16 protein-coding genes are annotated in these 16,473 nt (G+C 71.2%); 6 read left to right on the top strand and 10 right to left on the bottom strand.

All coding sequences use genetic code 11. The annotated features are described in order from the left end of the window. Positions 1-8 precede the first annotated feature (8 nt). Positions 9-1,460 (top strand): NCS2 family permease, encoded by a 1,452-nt coding sequence (locus AC5L3C_RS29430; protein WP_493651965.1) that lies wholly within the window; start codon positions 9-11, stop codon positions 1,458-1,460. A gap of 72 nt (positions 1,461-1,532) precedes the next feature. On the opposite strand, the gene AC5L3C_RS29435 is transcribed toward AC5L3C_RS29430, so the two are convergent. From AC5L3C_RS29435 to AC5L3C_RS29450, 4 genes are all read right to left on the bottom strand, one after another. Continuing rightward, positions 1,533-2,990 carry a peptidoglycan D,D-transpeptidase FtsI family protein gene (locus tag AC5L3C_RS29435; protein ID WP_493654077.1) on the bottom strand — a complete coding sequence of 486 codons (1,458 nt, stop codon included), beginning with the start codon at positions 2,988-2,990 and terminating at the stop codon, positions 1,533-1,535. A 147-nt stretch (positions 2,991-3,137) separates the two neighbouring features. Beyond that, positions 3,138-3,788, bottom strand: coding sequence for a CHRD domain-containing protein (locus AC5L3C_RS29440; RefSeq protein ID WP_493651967.1), 651 nt, complete (start codon positions 3,786-3,788; stop codon positions 3,138-3,140). Positions 3,789-3,995: 207 nt separating this feature from the next. Then, positions 3,996-4,469, bottom strand: a complete 474-nt coding sequence (locus AC5L3C_RS29445; protein WP_493651968.1) for a GNAT family N-acetyltransferase — start codon at positions 4,467-4,469, stop codon at positions 3,996-3,998. Positions 4,470-4,472: 3 nt separating this feature from the next. Continuing rightward, on the bottom strand, positions 4,473-5,246 hold the full coding sequence (locus AC5L3C_RS29450) for an IclR family transcriptional regulator (RefSeq protein WP_125507478.1): 774 nt from the start codon (positions 5,244-5,246) through the stop codon (positions 4,473-4,475). Between the two features lie 141 nt (positions 5,247-5,387). Here AC5L3C_RS29450 and AC5L3C_RS29455 point away from each other — a divergent pair, with 141 nt between their 5' ends. After that, a complete protein-coding gene (locus tag AC5L3C_RS29455; RefSeq protein WP_493651970.1) occupies positions 5,388-6,917 on the top strand; it encodes an aldehyde dehydrogenase (NADP(+)) in 1,530 nt (509 codons plus the stop codon). A 6-nt stretch (positions 6,918-6,923) separates the two neighbouring features. Here the strand turns inward: AC5L3C_RS29455 and AC5L3C_RS29460 are convergent, their stop codons facing one another. Both AC5L3C_RS29460 and AC5L3C_RS29465 read right to left on the bottom strand, forming a co-directional pair. Further along, on the bottom strand, positions 6,924-7,586 hold the full coding sequence (locus AC5L3C_RS29460) for a response regulator transcription factor (protein ID WP_493651972.1): 663 nt from the start codon (positions 7,584-7,586) through the stop codon (positions 6,924-6,926). An 86-nt stretch (positions 7,587-7,672) separates the two neighbouring features. Further along, positions 7,673-9,394, bottom strand: coding sequence for a sensor histidine kinase (locus AC5L3C_RS29465; RefSeq protein WP_493651974.1), 1,722 nt, complete (start codon positions 9,392-9,394; stop codon positions 7,673-7,675). A gap of 218 nt (positions 9,395-9,612) precedes the next feature. Between AC5L3C_RS29465 and AC5L3C_RS29470 the strand changes: the two genes are divergently transcribed. From AC5L3C_RS29470 to AC5L3C_RS29485, 4 genes are all read left to right on the top strand, one after another. Beyond that, the gene (locus AC5L3C_RS29470; protein ID WP_493651975.1) at positions 9,613-10,209 is read left to right on the top strand and encodes an LURP-one-related family protein; all 597 of its coding nucleotides are present in this window, start codon (positions 9,613-9,615) and stop codon (positions 10,207-10,209) included. A gap of 71 nt (positions 10,210-10,280) precedes the next feature. Beyond that, the gene (locus AC5L3C_RS29475) at positions 10,281-10,889 is read left to right on the top strand and encodes a DUF1349 domain-containing protein (protein WP_493651977.1); all 609 of its coding nucleotides are present in this window, start codon (positions 10,281-10,283) and stop codon (positions 10,887-10,889) included. A gap of 83 nt (positions 10,890-10,972) precedes the next feature. After that, the gene (locus AC5L3C_RS29480; protein ID WP_493651978.1) at positions 10,973-11,689 is read left to right on the top strand and encodes a DsbA family oxidoreductase; all 717 of its coding nucleotides are present in this window, start codon (positions 10,973-10,975) and stop codon (positions 11,687-11,689) included. 115 nt (positions 11,690-11,804) lie between these two features. Then, on the top strand, positions 11,805-12,857 hold the full coding sequence (locus tag AC5L3C_RS29485) for an aminotransferase class V-fold PLP-dependent enzyme (protein ID WP_185930915.1): 1,053 nt from the start codon (positions 11,805-11,807) through the stop codon (positions 12,855-12,857). 160 nt (positions 12,858-13,017) lie between these two features. Here AC5L3C_RS29485 and thpD read toward each other — a convergent pair whose 3' ends face one another. The 4 genes from thpD to ectA all read right to left on the bottom strand — a co-directional run bounded on the left by thpD (position 13,018) and on the right by ectA (position 16,211). Then, a complete protein-coding gene (thpD, locus tag AC5L3C_RS29490) occupies positions 13,018-13,914 on the bottom strand; it encodes an ectoine hydroxylase (RefSeq protein ID WP_164555747.1) in 897 nt (298 codons plus the stop codon). A 6-nt stretch (positions 13,915-13,920) separates the two neighbouring features. Next, entirely contained in the window at positions 13,921-14,319 is a 399-nt protein-coding gene (locus AC5L3C_RS29495) for an ectoine synthase (protein WP_125507491.1), read from the bottom strand. Positions 14,320-14,355: 36 nt separating this feature from the next. Next, positions 14,356-15,627 (bottom strand): diaminobutyrate--2-oxoglutarate transaminase, encoded by a 1,272-nt coding sequence (gene ectB, locus AC5L3C_RS29500; RefSeq protein WP_125507493.1) that lies wholly within the window; start codon positions 15,625-15,627, stop codon positions 14,356-14,358. A 77-nt stretch (positions 15,628-15,704) separates the two neighbouring features. Then, complete coding sequence (gene ectA / locus AC5L3C_RS29505) at positions 15,705-16,211, bottom strand: diaminobutyrate acetyltransferase (protein ID WP_125507496.1); 507 nt, start codon at positions 16,209-16,211, stop codon at positions 15,705-15,707. Positions 16,212-16,473: the final 262 nt, after the last annotated feature.

A 16,473-nucleotide genomic window follows, 5' to 3' on the forward strand; every position in this document is an offset into this window, starting at 1 on the left:
GCAGTCGTATGTCCGAGGCGCAGCAGAAGACCGGCCGGCCGGCCGCCGGACCACCCGCCGTACACGGCCTCGACCGGTATTTCCGGATATCCGAGCGCGGGTCCACGTTCGCCCGGGAGATACGCGGCGGCTTCGCCACGTTCTTCACCATGGCCTACATCCTGGTGCTCAACCCCCTCATCCTGGGCAGCGCCGAGGACAAGTTCGGCGAGCAGCTCGACGCCGTGCAGCTCACCACCGCCACCGCCCTGGTGGCCGCCGTGATGACCGTCATCATGGGGGTCGGGGGCAATCTGCCGCTCGCGCTCGCCGCCGGACTGGGCCTGAACGCCGTCGTCGCCTTCCAGATCGCCCCCCTGATGAGCTGGGACGACGCGATGGGCCTGATCGTGCTGGAGGGCCTGCTCATCTGCCTCCTGGTGGTGACCGGGCTGCGCGAGGCCGTCATGCACGCCATCCCGCAACCGCTGAAACAGGCGATCAGTGTCGGGATCGGCCTGTTCATCGCCCTCATCGGCTTCGTCGACGCCGGCTTCGTCAGCCGCGTCCCGGACGCCGCGGGCACCACCGTGCCGGTCCAGCTGGGCGGCACCGGCACCCTCACCGGCTGGCCCATGCTCGTGTTCTGCCTCGGTGTGCTGCTCACCGTCGCCCTGCTCGCCCGCAAGGTGCGCGGCGCCATCCTCATCAGCATCGTCACCATGACGCTGGTGGCGATCGTCATCAACACGCTCGCCGACGTCCGCACCTGGGGACTGACCACCCCCGAGTGGCCCGACCGGATCGTCGACGCCCCCGACTTCGGCCTCATCGGTGAGTTCAGCCTGTTCGGCGCGTTCGGACAGGCCGGGGCCGTCACCGTCGTCCTGCTGGTGTTCACGCTGATCCTGTCCGACTTCTTCGACACCATGGGCACCGTCGTCGGCGTCAGCGCCGAGGCCGGGCTGCTCGACGAGCAGGGCAGGGTCCCGGGCCTCGGCCGGGTGCTGCTCATCGACGGTGCCGCGGCCGTCGCGGGCGGTGCCTCCTCCGCCTCCTCGGCGACCTCGTACATCGAGTCGGCGGCCGGTGTCGGCGAGGGGGCCCGCACCGGCTTCGCCAACCTGGTCACCGGCTCACTGTTCGGCCTGGCGCTGTTCCTGACCCCGCTGCTGACCATCGTCCCGCTCCAGGCGGCGGCCCCCGCGCTGGTCGCCGTCGGCTTCCTGATGATGACCCAGGTCAAACACATCGAGTGGGACCGCTACGAGATCGCCATTCCGGCGTTCCTCACCATCGCGGTGATGCCGTTCACCTACTCCATCACCAACGGCATCGGCGCCGGCTTCGTCGCCTACGTCGTCGTCAAGACGGTGCTGGGCCGGGCGAAGGAGGTCCACTGGCTGCTGTGGGGCGCCTCCGCGCTGTTCCTGGTGTACTTCGCGATCGACCCGGTCGAGCAGTTCCTCGGCGTGAGCTGACACAGGATGACGGGCCGCCCCCGGGGGGAGAGGGCGGCCCGTCCGTAGAGACGGTCTGACGGTCCGAAAGGTTCACTCCCGCAGCGCGGCTTCCATCATCGCCTTGGCGATGGGCGCCGCCAGACCGTTGCCGCTGACCTCCGAGCGGGCCGCGTCCGACTGCTCCACCACGACTGCCACGGCGACCTCCCGGTCCGAGGCGTCCGACGTGGCGTACGAGGTGAACCACGCGTAGGGGACCTGGCTGTTGTTCTCGCCGTGCTGCGCGGTGCCGGTCTTGCCGCCGACGGTGGCGCCCTGGATCCGCGCGTTGGATCCCGTGCCCTCCTCGACGACCGTCTCCATCGCCGACCGGAGCTGCTCGGCGGTGGCGGCGCTGACGATCCGCCGGGTGCCGGCCTCCTCGTCGTAGTCCTTCAGCACATCGCCGCCGTGGTCGGTGACCCGGCTGACCATATGGGGCGACACCATCTCCCCGCCGTTCGCCAGCGCCGCCGACACCATCGCGATCTGCAGCGGGGTGGCGGTCACGTCGAACTGGCCGATTCCGGTGAGCGCGGTCTGCGACGGCTCCATGTCCGTGGGGTACACGCTGGTCCAGGCGCGCACCGGCACGTCCTGCGTCTCGTCGTTGAAGCCGAACTTCTCGGCCATCGCCCGCACCTTGTCCTGGCCCAGGGTGACGGCCGTCTTCGCGAAGACGTTGTTGCAGGAGTACTGGAGCGCGACGCGGAGCGAGGCGTTCTCGCAGGGCGCGTCGGGGTTCTCGTTGGTGAGGTCGGTGACGGTGCCCGGCAGCCGGTACGGGTCGGGGCTGTCGGTCTTCTCATCCACCGACGCGTACAGCCCGTCCTCCAGCGCGGCGGCCGCGACGACCAGCTTGAACGTCGAACCCGGCGGCAGCGGTTGGCGCAGCGCCCGGTTGGTGAGCGGCTTGTCCGGGTCCGCGGTGAGCTTCTTCCAGGCCTCACCCGCGGTGTTGGCGTCGGTCAGCGACTCCGGGTCGTACGACGGCGTCGACACCACCGCGAGGATCCGGCCCGTCCTCGGGTCGATGGCGACGGCCGCGCCCTTCGTGTCGCCCAGCGCCTCGTACGCCGCCTTCTGCACCGCGGGGTCGATGGTCGTCACCACGTTGCCCGGATCGGCCCGCCGGTCGGTGACGGTGTCCATCACCGTCTTCAGCCGCGGGTCCGTGCCGTTGAGCAGATCCGCGTAGATGCCCTCCAACTGCGTGGGGGCGTAGGCCTGCGAGGCGTGGCCCGTCACGGCCGCGTACAGCGGGCCGTTCTCGTACGTGCGCCTGTACGCGAGATCGCCTCCCTCCGTGCGCGCCGAGCCGGTGACCGACTCCCCGGCCACGATGATGTCGCCCAGCGGCTCGGCGTACGTCTCGATCGCGTTGCGCCGGTTGTCGTTGTCGTCCGCCAGTGCCCGGCCGTCGTAGAACTGCACCCAGGTCGCCCTGATCAGCAGGGCGAACACCAGCAGCAGTGTGAAGACCGAGGCACGTCTGATCGTCTTGTTCATCGCGTCCGGACAGACGAACGAAAGGGGGCGCATCGTTCCCTTGCGCCCGGTTTCTCATCGCGCGTTCATGAAGCGGACCAACGGGCCGGGCCCCCGGCGGCTCCGGCGTGGCGTCGCCACCGCCGTCGCCGCCGGGTGCCGTCGGGGCTACTGGACCGATCCGACCACGGAGTCGAGGGTGTCCGCGGTGATGTGGTCGGGTATCTGGACGCCGGAGGGCAGCTTGTAGGCCTGCCCGCGGACCGCTCCGCCGGGGAACTCGTCGGTGTGGAGGTTGAAGTACCAGTTCTGCGGGTTGGTCTTGATGCCCTCCAGCAGATCGTGGTCCTTGACGGTGACCGTGCCGTGGGCGAACGTGCTGCCGTCCGCCAGCCGCTCGGTGAAGAACGGGATCTTCACATCGCCGTTCACGCCCTTCGTGCCCTGGTGGAGGTGGCCGAGGGTGGGCGTCTCGGTGCCGGTGAAGGTGAAGGCGTAGGAGACCTGGTCGCCCTGGATGCGCATGAGGGCGAGCCCCTGCCCGTCCTTGTCGCCCACGGCCTTGCCCTCGACCGGGACCTCGTTGGCACCGTTGAGGACCGAGCCGAAGAAGGCGGCGTCCTTCTTGTTGCCCGCCCACTCCCCGGCGCCCCCGGCGCCGGCTCCGCCGCCCTCGTGGCCCGAGCCGTCGGGGGAGTGGGTGCCCGAGCCACCGGAGCCGGTGTTGTCGCTCGCGGTGTCCTCGCCCTGGCAGGCCGTCAGCAGCAGGGCGCTGGTCACGGCGGACGCGGCGATAAGGGCAAGTCGCTTGTTCAGCATGGCAGTTGGGACCTCTCGCTAGGGACGGTCCCGCCCGGTGCGGGGCCCGTCACCCATGGAGAACGGAGGCATCCGGGGCACGTATCAGCCGATGACACGCCTGTGACGTTCTCCGGACGATTCAGGAGCAGTCCGGACACGCCGGTGATGGTCGAAACAATCCACGGAGACGCCCCGTGCCGCTCCCGCCGCGAGGAGGAGGCCCGGTCAGGTGTCCAGGGTGAGGACCAGTTCGGCGATCTCGGCTCCGCGGGCGGGTGCGTAGCCCGAGGCGTGGGCGGAGACCTCGAAACCGCAGTGCTCCAGCACGCGCCGCGACCCCGTGTTGTCCGCGGCCACGCGTGCGTACAGCGGGCGTTCGGTCACCTCGGTCAGCAGGGCGCGCAGGGCGGTCGTGGCGATGCCCTTGCCCCAGTGGGCACGGTCGACCCAGTACGTCACCTCGCGCTCGCCCGGCTCGCCGTAGACCGACACGTGCCCCACCACGTCACCGTCGGCCAGCACCGTGCGCACCGCGATCTCCGGCGAGCTGCGGATGTGCGCCCAGTGCGCGTCGAAGCGGTCCTGGTCGGCCGGGTCCTCGGGGGTGAAGGCCGCCATGCGCAGCGCCTCGGGGTCGTTCAGCTGCCGGTAGAAGACGGGCAGATCGCTGTCGTGCACCGGGCGCAGGGCGATGTCCACGGGTCACAGCCTCCGGGTGGCCAGGGTCAGCCGGTCGCGGGCGTCGAACAGGGCGTCCTTGACCATCTGCTCGTGTGCCGGGGTGAGCCGGGCCACCGGCACCGAGCAGCTGATCGCGTCCCGCGCGGGCGTGCGGTACGGGATCGCCACACCGAAGCAGCGCAGCCCCAGGGTGTTCTCCTCGCGGTCCACGGCGAAGCCCTGCTCCCGCACCAGGTGCAGCTCCTCGATGAGCTTCTCCCGGTCGGTGATGGTGTGCTCGGTCAGGGCGGGCAGCGTCTCCGGCAGCATCTTGCGCACCTGCTCGTCGGAGTACGTGCTCAGCAGCGCCTTGCCGAGCGAGGTCGAGTGGGCGGGCAGCCGGCGGCCGACCCGGGTGAACGGGCGCAGGTAGTGCTGCGACTGGCGGGTGGCCAGATAGACCACGTTGGTGCCGTCGAGCCGGGCGAGGTGGATGGTCTCGGTGGTGTCGTCCGACAGCCGGTCCAGCGTGGGCCGGGCCGCCGCGACGACCTCGTCGCCGTCGATGTACGACGTGCCCACCAGCAGCGCCCGGACGCCGATGCCGTACCGCGTGCCCGTCGCGTCCGTCTCCACCCAGCCGAGCTCCACGAGCGTGCGCAGCAGCATGTACAGGCTCGACTTGGGATAGCCGACGGCCTCCTGGACCGCCGCCAGGGAATGCATACCGGGGCGCCCGGCGAAGTATTCGAGCAGTTCAACGGTCCGCACCGCGGACTTGACCTGCGCCCCGCCGCCTGTCTCGCCAGCCGACATCGCCCTTGACCCCTTCGTTCGCCGGGAAATAGTCTCCACTGCAGGTTCATCCATGGAGACGGTGTTCAGTATATCGAACACCTTGATGGATGACGTACATACTGCGGCATTGCATGCGGCAATCAAGTGGAGGGACCCGCGGTGGCAGCAGCACCAGTCTGGAGTGTCGACCCCCGAACCGGGAAGCAGCGTGAACAGGTTGCGGTGGAGGCCACAGCCCAGGAGGTCGATGCCGCCGTCCGCGCCGCGCACGACGCGCGCGGCGCGCTGACGGACCGCACCGTCCGGGCAGCCTTCCTGCGCAGCGCCGCCGACGAGCTCGAGGCGGCCCGGGACCAGCTCGTCGAGGCCGCCGACGCGGAGACCGCGCTCGGCCCGGCCCGGCTCACCGGCGAGCTCGCCCGCACCTGCTACCAGCTGCGGGCCTTCGCCGGCATCGTCGACGAGGGCGCCTTCCTCGACGTCGTCATCAACCACCCCGACGACACCGCGACCCCGCCCATTCCGGACCTGCGCCGCTACAAGATCCCGCTGGGCGTCGTCGCCGTCTACTCCGCGTCCAACTTCCCCTTCGCCTTCTCCGTGGCCGGCGGCGACACCGCGAGCGCGCTCGCGGCCGGCTGCCCGGTCGTCGTCAAGGCCCACCCCGACCACCCCGCCCTGTCCGAGCTGGTCGCCAAGGTGCTGCGCCGGGCCGCCGCCCGGCACGGCATCCCCGACGGCGTGCTCGGCCTCGTGCACGGCTTCGACGCCGGCCTGGAGCTGATCCGTCACCCGCTGGTCGCGGCGGCCGGTTTCACCGGCTCGGTCCGCGGGGGCCGCGCCCTCTTCGACGCGGCCGCCGCCCGGCCCGTCCCGATCCCCTTCCACGGTGAGCTGGGCTCCCTGAACCCGGTCGTCGTCACCGAGGCCGCCGCCGCCGAGCGCGGCGAGGCGATCGGTGCCGGTCTCGCCGGCTCGATGACGCTGGGCGTCGGCCAGTTCTGCGTCAAGCCCGGCCTCGTCCTCGCCCCCGCGGGCCCGGCCGGTGACGCGCTGCTGAAGTCCCTGACCGACGCCGTCAGCGACACCGACGCGGGCGTCCTGCTCGACCACCGCATGCGCGACAACTTCGTCGCCGGCGTCGCCGAGCGCGCCCAGTTGCCCGACGTCGACTCCCCGGTGACCCCGGGCGCCGGCGGCGAGCACACCGTCAGTGCGGGCTTCCTCACCGTCCCGGCGAGCCGGCTGGCCCGGGAGGGCGAGCACGACCTGCTCCTGGAGGAGTGCTTCGGGCCGGTCACCGTGGTGGCCCGCTACGAGGACGACGGCGAAGTGCGGGAGGTGCTGTCGCGGCTGCCGGGCAACCTCACGGCGACCGTGCAGCTCTCCGCCGAGGAGGCGGCGGGGCAGGGCCGCGGGGCGGAACTGGTGCGGGAGCTGACCCCGTTGGCCGGGCGGGTCCTGGTCAACGGCTGGCCCACGGGCGTCGCGGTCGCCCCGGCCCAGCACCACGGCGGCCCCTACCCGGCGACCACCTCCACCTCCACGTCGGTGGGCGGCACCGCCATCGAGCGGTGGCTGCGGCCGGTCGTCTACCAGGGAACGCCCGAGGCCCTGCTGCCCGAGGAACTGCGCGACGACAACCCGCTGGGCCTGCCCCGCCGGTTCAACGGCCGGCTGGAGCGCTGAGCCCGCTCAGCCCGCGCTCGGCTCCAGGCCCGCGTCCCGGGCCAGGAGCGCCGCCTGCACCCTGTTCTCGCAGTCGAGCTTGGTCAGGATCCGGCTGACGTACGTCTTCACCGTGGCCTCGCTCATGTGCAGGCGGGCACCGGCGTCCGCGTTGGACAGACCCTCGCCGAGCAGGGCCAGCACCTCGCGTTCGCGTGCCGTCAGGCCCGCCAGTCGGCGGCGGGCCTCCTCGGCGCGCACGGTGGCGGCGGGGGAGGCGAGCGTGTCCACCACATGCCGGGTGGCGGCCGGGGACAGATAGGCGTTGCCGGCCGCCGCCGCGCGCACCGCGTGGATGAGCTCCTGCGGTGCGGAGTCCTTCAGCAGGAAGCCCGCGCTGCCGTGGCCGAGCGCCCGCAGCACGTTGTCGCGCTCCCCGAACGTCGTCAGGATCAGCACGCGCACCCCCGGAGCGGCGCGGCCCATCTCGGCCAGCGCGGTCAGCCCGTCCATCACCGGCATCTGGATGTCCAGCAGCGCCACGTCGACCGCCGTGCCGCGCACGGTCTCCACCGCCTCCCGGCCGTTGCGTGCCTCGGCGACGACCTCGATGTCCTCCGCCGAGGTGAGGATCATCCTGATGCCGGCCCTGATGAGCGGCTCGTCGTCGGCGACGAGGACCCGGATCACGCGGCCTCCTGCGCGGTGTCGGTATGACAAACGGAGCCCGCTCATCATGCCCGATGCCGTCAGGCGTGCGGCGTCCTACCGGCCGGTCATATCTTGTGCGGGTAGGACTCCTTGGAGGACAGCTTCCCGTCGCGGAAGCAGAAGCGGTAGACGATGTCCTCCTCGTCGTCCACGAAGTGCTCGCAGTCGGCGTTCTCGGGCAGCGGCGGGCCGTCCTTCTCCACGCCCTCGGTGAGCAGCGAGCCCCCTGACGGGAACTTCTTCCGCAGGTCCGCCTCGGCGTCGCCCACCTCGGCCGACTCGTACACGCTCGCCGGTATGACGCCCTTCTCCACCTCGTCCACCAGTTTCGACCCCGCCCACACCAGCAGGGCGCCCACGCCCACGACGAGGACCACGGCGGTGAGGGCGCACCCGAGGGCGACGTTCTTCTTGCTGCTCATGATGGCGGCGAACTCCTTCTGCGGATCGGAGCGGTGCTCGATGACCCCTCCACCGTGGCCCGCAGGGACCTCGCCGCTCTGCCTCCGGAAGTCGTCACCCGCGACGACGGAAGTCGCCGCGCCGGGGCGGGCCACCGTCTCGCCGCTGCCGTAGGGCAGGACACCCGCGAGCCGGAACCCGCCGTCCGGCGTCGGACCGCGGTGCACCATGCCGCCGACCAGCCGGGCCCTCTCCTCGAGCCCCGCCAGGCCCTGGCCGCCGCTGATCGCGGGCGGACCCGCGGGCGCCCCGGCCGGCACCGGACCGTTGGCCACCTCCACCACCAGGCTGTCCGGTTCGTAGCACAGCGCCACCGTGATCGGGGCGCCCGGCGCGTGCTTGTGCGCGTTGGTCAGACCCTCCTGGGCGATGCGGTACACCGTGTGGTCGGCGGCGGGCGCGAGCGGCCGCTCGGTGCCGGAACGGCGCAGCTCCACCCTGGCCCCCGCCGCCCTGGACGCCTCCACCAGCCGGTCGACGGAGGCCGCCACGCGGGCCGACGAGGGCTCGGTGTCCTCGCGGTCCGGCTCGGGTGCCCCCGCGTCGTCCCGCAGGATGCCCACGGCCTCGCGCAGCTCCCGCATCGCCGTCCTGGACGCCTCCCGCAGGATGCCCACGCCCTCGCGCTGGCGGTCGCTCAGATCCGGATCAACCTCCAGGGCGCCCGCGTGCACGGTGATCAGGGCGAGCTGGTGGCCGAGGCTGTCGTGCATGTCCTGGGCGATGCGGTGCCGTTCCAGCAGCCGGGCCTGCCGCGCCACCATCGCCTGCTCGCGCACCAGTTGGGCGTTGTGCCGCTGGAGGGCGTCGAGCAGGGCGTGGCGCTGGGCGCGGTACCGGGAGGCGAGCCCGGGCACGACCGCCAGCACCAGGAAGGGGGTCACGCTCAGGACGGCCGTCAGCAGCAGCGACAGCCCGAGCTCCTCCTCGCCCGCGGTCAGGACGGTGAGGGCGAAGTAGAGGGCGAGCCCGGCCGCGTACGCGCCCAGCGCGTGCGCCGGGCGCTTGATCCGGCTGCCCGCCGACCAGCTCGCGCAGATCAGCAGCGCGAACACGCCGACGATCGCCCCGGCCAGGGCCGAGGAGATCAGCAGCACCGTCGCCGGCAGCGCGCGCCGGGCGAGCGACAGCACGACGGTGCCCAGCATCAGGGCGATGATCGCCACCGCGGACCCGCCGCTCGTCGTGTGGAGGAGGCCCGCCGTCCCGGAGAGCACCAGGGCGAGCACGGCCTCCCCGACGATCCGTTGACGCGGCCAGGGGGAAGCGGCGGCGAGCCGGGAGCGGAGCGACAGGCCGGTACGGGGTGTCTCGCTTACGTCCACGCGCAGACCATAGACGGCAGCCCCCGGGCGGTCGCGTCCCCCCTTCGGTGCGGTGCCGGACGACGAAAGAGAACACGCGGCCGCCGGGGGTTCCTCATCTTTGGTCGTCGCGGGCAGCGACTTACGGAGACTGCGCGGGCCGGGGCGCGGGGGCACGATGACTGCGTCGGCGCCATGACCGGCGCCGGCCGGTATCGACGACCCGCGGGAGCGCATCAGTGGACAGCACAGCAGGGGCAACCGGCGGCCGGTTCACCGTCCGGCAGAAGATGACCCTCATGGTCAACCGCTATGTGGTGACCGAGACGCTGCCGGACGGCTCCGACGGCAGGGTCCTCGCCTTCGCCGAGCAGAAGCGGATGACGCTCAAGGAGCGGATGGAGTTCTACACCGACGAGTCCCGCAAGCAGCTCCTGTGCACCGCCACCGCCCGTCAGGTCGTCGACCTGGGCGCCGTCTACGACGTGCGGGACGACCAGGAGCGTCTCCTCGGCACCTACCGCAAGAAGTTCGGCGCCTCCCTGCTGCGCTCCACCTGGGAGCTGGAGCAGCCGGGCTCGGTCGACGCCGTCGGGCGGGAGCGCAACCGGTTCGTGGCCGTGGCGCGCAGGATCTGGGACTTCCTGCCGTTCGACCTGGTGCCGTTCGTCTGGCCGTACCACTTCGACTTCACCTCGGACGGCGGACCGGTGATGAAGGTCGACAAGAAGATCGGCCTGCGCGACCGCTACGTCGTCGACGTGGCCTCGCCCGCCCTGGACCTGCGCCTGGCCATCGCCCAGGCCGTCGCCCTGGACGCGCTCCAGTCCCGCTGACCGGGACCGCGGCGCCCGGCGGACCGGGCCCCGGCCCCCCGGAGCCGCCCGCCGCCTGGAAGAATCCCGCCATGGACCTGGACATCCCCGAGCTTCCCTTCCCGCTGCGCACCTACGGCCCCGACGGCTCCTGGTCCTACGAGGACGGCGTCCTCACCGGATGGGCGGGGCCCCGGCAGGACCGTTTCGTGCCGCCCACGGGGGAGGCCCTGGACCCCGCGGCCGACGCCCCGCGCCTCCTCGGCGCGCCCGAAGGCGACTTCCAGCTGATCGCCCGGGTCACGGTCGGCTTCGCCGCCACCTTCGACGCCGGCGTGCTCTACGTCCATGTCGGAGAGCGGGCCTGGGCCAAGCTCTGCCTGGAGTACTCGCCGGACGTGCCCACCCTGTGCACCGTGGTCACCCGGGGGCACTCCGACGACGCCAACTCCTTCACTGTGGACGGCAGTTCGATCTGGCTCCGGGTGAGCCGCACCGGCCGCGCCTTCGCCTTCCACGCCTCGCGCGACGGCGAGCGCTGGACCTTCGTCCGGCTCTTCACCCTCGGTGACGAGAAGGAGACCGGAGCCGCGCTGACCGGCTTCATGACGCAGTCCCCGATGGGGGAGGGCTGCGTGGTGACCTTCGACCACATCGAGTACCGGCCGCACTGGCCGCACGACCTGCGGGACGGCAGCTGAGGGAATGAAAACAGGTGCTTGAAGGTTCACCCAGTCGCGGAGGGAGTCTCCGCAGCCGTACGACCCTGGAGAGAGCCGAGCCCATGCGCGTCGAGATCTGGAGCGACATCGCCTGCCCCTGGTGCTACGTGGGAAAGGCCCGTTTCGAGAAGGCACTGGCCTCCTTCCCGCACCGTGAGCAGGTCGAGGTGGTGCACCGGTCCTTCGAGCTGGACCCGGGCCGGGCCAAGGACGACGTCCAGCTGGTGGTCCCCATGCTCGCCGAGAAGTACGGGATGAGCGAGGCACAGGCCGAGGCCGCCCAGGACAACCTGATCGCCCAGGCCACCGCCGAGGGCCTGCCCTTCGCCACCCGGGGCCGGGACAGCGGCAACACCTTCGACATGCACCGGCTGCTGCACTTCGCCCGCGAGCAGGGCCGCCAGACGGAGCTGCTCGACGTGCTGTACCGGGCCAACTTCGGCGAGGAGCGCTCCGTCTTCAACGACGACGAGCGGCTCGTCGAGCTGGCCACCGAGGCCGGCCTCGACCAGGACGCCGTGCGCAAGCTCCTCGACGACCCGCAGGCGTACGCCGACGAGGTCCGCGCGGACGAGCGCGAGGCCGCCGAGCTCGGCGCGCGAGGCGTGCCGTTCTTCGTGCTCGACCGCAAGTACGGCGTCTCCGGCGCCCAGCCCGCCGAGGTCTTCGCCCAGGCCCTGAACCAGGCCTGGGGCGACCGCCCGCCGCTGCGGATGACCGGCGGCGACGCCGACGCCGAGGCCTGTGGCCCGGACGGATGCGCGGTGCCGCAGAAGTAGGCAGGGCCCCGGCGGTAGAAAAACGCAGGTCGGCGCGGATGCATAAGGGTTCCTTTGCGGTACCGCGCAGAATGCGGCAATGGACGGGGAGGTGGCGGGGCCGCAGAGTGGTTCCATGGAGACCTTCGAGAGCCTCGTGCGTACCGAGTTCACCCCGAAGCACACCTACCTGAACACCGCGAGCAACGCCCTCCTGCCCGCCCGTACGGTGGCCGCGCTCCAGGACGCCGCGCGCCTGCGCGCCGAGGGCGCCTCGCTGAACCCGCTCTTCGCCGACGTCGAGGCCTGCCGTGCCGCCTACGCACGGCTGGCCGGCGTCCCGGTGGAGCGGGTGGCGGTCGGGGCGACGGTCGCCCTGTACACCTCCCTGGTCGCGGCCTCGCTGCCGGCGGGCGCCGAAGTCCTCACGGCGGAGGGCGACTTCTCCTCCGTACTGAACCCCTTCCACACCCGGGGCGACCTCAAGGTGCGGGCCGTGCCGCTGGAGCGGCTCGCCGACTCCGTGCGGCCGGGCACCGCGCTGGCCGCGGTCAGCGCCGTGCAGTCCGCCGACGGCCGGATCGCCGATCTGGCCGCGCTGCGCGAGGCGGCCCGCGCCCACGGGGCCCGCACCTACGTCGACTTCTCCCAGGCGGCCGGCTGGCTCCCGGTGACGGCCGACCTGTGCGACTACAGCGTCACCATCGCCTACAAGTGGCTGCTCGGCACGCACGGGGCGGCCTTCCTCGTGGTCCCCGAGGACTTCGGCGATCTGACGCCGGTGCAGGCGGGCTGGGCCTCCGGGGAGAACCCCTGGGACAGCTGCTACGGCCCCGTCACCGAACTCGCCCACTCCGCGCGGCGGTTCGACACCAGCCACGCCCTGCTCGACTACGCGGCACTGCGGGCCTCCCTCGGGCTGGTCGAGGAGCTCGGCGTGGACGCCGTCCGGGCCCACGACCTGGCCCTCGCCGACCGGTTCCGCGACGGCCTCGCGGCCCTGGGCCACCGGCCCGTGCCCGCGCCCGGCTCACCGATCGTCTCCGTGCCGGGCCTCGGCCGGCTCCAGCCGGAGCTGGCCGAGGCGGGGATCCAGGTGTCGGACCGCGCGGGCAACCTGCGGGCGTCCTTCCACCTGTACAACACGGCGGACGACGTGGACCGGCTGCTGGACGCGCTGCGCGGCTGACCCGCCGCCGGGCACGGCAGCGGGCCGGTGCCTCCTTGTCCCACACGAGGAGGCCCGGCCCGCGGTCTGTGTCACACGGTCACTTCACCGGGGTGAAGTCCCGCGCCCCAATGCTGTGTCCGTCCGGGGAGCGACCCCCGGGCCCCCGGCCGGGGCGGGTTCAGCGGACCGGGGTGAAGTCCCGCGCCCCAATGAACTCCGGGCGCCGGATCGGCGCCGCGAAGGGCTCGACCGCCGCGTTCTCGACGCTGTTGAAGACGATGAACACGTTGCTGCGCGGGTACGGCGTGATGTTGTCGCCGGAGCCGTGCATGGCGTTGCAGTCGAACCAGGTCGCCGAGCCCGCCTTGCCGGTGAACAGCTTGATGCCGTACTCCGAGGCCATCTTCGTCAGCGCCTCGTCCGACGGCGTCCCCGCGTCCTGCATCTGCAGGGACTTCTTGTAGTTGTCCTTCGGCGTGGCGCCCGCGCACCCGAGGAACGTCTTGTGCGACCCCGGCATGATCATGAGACCGCCGTTGGTGTCGTAGTTCTCGGTGAGCGCGATCGAGACCGAGATGGTGCGCATGTTCGGCAGGCCGTCCTCGGCGTGCCAGGTCTCGAAGTCGGAGTGCCAGTAGAAGCCGCTGGCACCGAAGCCCGGCTTGACGTTGATCCGCGACTGGTGCACGTAGACGTCCGAGCCGAGGATCTGCCGGGCCCGGCCGACGACCCGCTCGTCGCGCACCAGCTTGGCGAAGACCTCGCTGATCTTGTGCACTTCGAAGACGGACCGGATCTCCTTGGACTTCGGCTCCACGATGGAGCGCTCGTCCGCACGGATGTCCGGGTCGGTGACCAGCCGCTCGAGCTCGCGCTGGTACTCGCCCACCTCGTCCGGCCCGATGAGCTGGTCGATGGCGAGGAAGCCGTCGCGGTCCAGGGCCTGCAGGTCAGCGGCCGAGACGGGGCCGGGGGTGTCCGGGGAGCCCCAGACGACCGGGTCCTGCCGGGGAGTGGCCACCTCGGTGGCGCCGCGGGTGGGGTAGAGATCGGTGACGTTCGTGTGCGTGGTCACGGTGACTCACACCTCCTCGGTGAGCAGCGGGTAGACGCCGTTCTCGTCGTGGTCCTCCCGTCCGGTGACGGGGGGGTTGAAGACACAGATGCAGTGGAAGTCCTCCTTGACCTTGAGCGTGTGGCGCTCGTGGCCGTCGAGGAGGTACATGGTGCCGGGCGTGATGGTGTACGTCTTCCCGGTCTCGCGGTCGGTCAGTTCGGCCTCGCCCTTGGTGCAGACGACGGCCTCGATGTGGTTCGCGTACCACATCGACGTCTCCGTACCCGCGTACAGGATCGTCTCGTGCAGGGAGAAGCCGACCTTCTCCTTGGCGAGCACGATGCGCTTGCTCTCCCACGTGCCGGACGCGGATTTCACGTGCCGGTCGGTGCCTTCTATCTCCTTGAACGAACGGACGATCACGGTGTTGCGATGCCTCCTCGGCTCGGACGGTGTGTTTCAGGCTGTCTCGCGGACGGCACGGGCGAGGGTCCGCAGGCCCTCGTCCAGCTCGTCCGGGGTGATGGTCAGTGCGGGGAGCAGCTTGACGACCTCGCTCTCCGGGCCGGACGTCTCGATCAGCAGGCCGAGCTCGAAGGCGCGCCGGGCGATGCGGCCCGCCCGCTCCTTGTCGTGGAACTCCATGCCCCACACCAGGCCGCGGCCGCGGTACTCCTTGACGGCGGCGGGGTTCTCCTCGGCGATGGCGGCCATGGCCTGCTCGACCTGCTCGCCGCGCGAACGGGTCTGCTTCTCCATCGCGGACCCGTCGGCCCAGTACGCCTCCAGGGTCGCGGTGGCCGTGACGAAGGCGGGGTTGTTGCCGCGGAAGGTGCCGTTGTGCTCGCCCGGCTCCCACAGGTCCAGCTCGGGCTTGAACAGCGTCAGCGCCATCGGCAGGCCGTAGCCGCTGATCGACTTGGACACGGTGACGATGTCGGGCGTGATGCCGGCCTCCTCGAAGGAGAAGAAGGCACCGGTGCGGCCGCAGCCCATCTGGATGTCGTCGACGATGAGCAGCATGTCCTGGCGCTCGCACAGCTCGGCCAGGGCGCGCAGCCACTCGGGCCGGGCGACGTTGATGCCGCCCTCGCCCTGCACGGTCTCCACGATCACGGCGGCGGGCTTGTTGAGGCCGGAGCCCTGGTCCTCCAGGAGCCGCTCGAACCACAGGAAGTCCGGCACCTGGCCGTCGAAGTAGTTGTCGAACGGCATGGGGGTGCCGTGCACCAGCGGGATGCCGGCGCCGGCCCGCTTGAACGCGTTTCCGGTCACCGCGAGCGAGCCCAGTGACATGCCGTGGAAGGCATTGGTGAACGACACGATCGCCTCGCGCCCCTTCACCTTGCGCGCCAGCTTCAGCGCGGCCTCCACGGCGTTGGTGCCCGTCGGGCCCGGGAACATGACCTTGTACGGCAGGTCGCGCGGGCGCAGGATCCAGTTCTGGAAGGACTCCAGGAAGGCGCGCTTGGCGGTCGTCGACATGTCGAGGCCGTGGGTGACGCCGTCGCGTTCCAGGTAGTCGATGAGCGCGCGTTTCAGCACGGGGTTGTTGTGCCCGTAGTTGAGTGAGCCGGCTCCGGCGAAGAAGTCGAGGTACTCGTGGCCGTCCTCGTCGTACATGCGGCTGCCGTGCGCACGGTCGAAGACGGCGGGCCAGCCGCGGCAGTAGCTTCGCACCTCGGACTCGAGGGTCTCGAAGACGCTGAGGTCGGGCTGGGTGATGGTCACGACGAATCGCTCCTCGGTGGCGTGGGAGGTCAGAGGAAGTCGGAAGATCAGGGGGTGCGGGCGGGGCGGGCCGGCGGTCAGAGCGCGAACGGTCCGATGCGGTACAGGACCTCGGGGTCGTGCGGCCCGTCGGGGAACTGTCCGGCGTCGAACAGCACCTCGCGCTCCAGCAGGGCGCCGTGGCGCTCCGCGAACGCGGTGAACAGGCGCTCGGACGCGGTGTTGCCCGGCGTGATGGTGGTCTCCACGGTGTCCACTCCGTGCTCCGCGGCGGTCCGGGCGGCCAGACCGTCGAGCAGGGCGGCGGCGAGGCCGCGGCCGCGGTACGACGCGTCGACCGCGACCTGCCAGACGAGCAGGGTGCGCGGGCTGTCCGGCCGCAGATATCCGCTGACGAAGCCGATCGGCTCGCCGTGCTCGTCACGCACGACGGCCGAGGTGGCGGCGAAGTCGCGGCACCACAGCAGATAGCTGTACGACGAGTTCAGGTCGAGAACCTTCGAGTCCCTGGCTATCCGCCACAGCACGGCTCCGTCCGCCACGGTCGGGCGGTCGATTTGCAGGTCTGCTTGTGCGGCAGTCATGCGAATTGAACTTACCGAGGTAAATTCAAAATTGCATCGTCTGCTGGGGTTACGTACGAGCGTGATCTGTGTTATCGCGCGGGCGGGCGGGTCCGCGCGAAAGCTCGGTGAAATGCCCCGATTCGCCTGGTGCATACAGTGCAAAACGGACTCGATGTGGAACCGGTCACAACTGTGTAACTCCCGTGATGCACCGCTTCCGCCTTCTCGAAATCGTGGCGTTTAGGACCGGAGAAAGCGGGCAGAAGAAGACGGGAAGCTG

This window comes from Streptomyces speibonae (assembly GCF_984686075.1).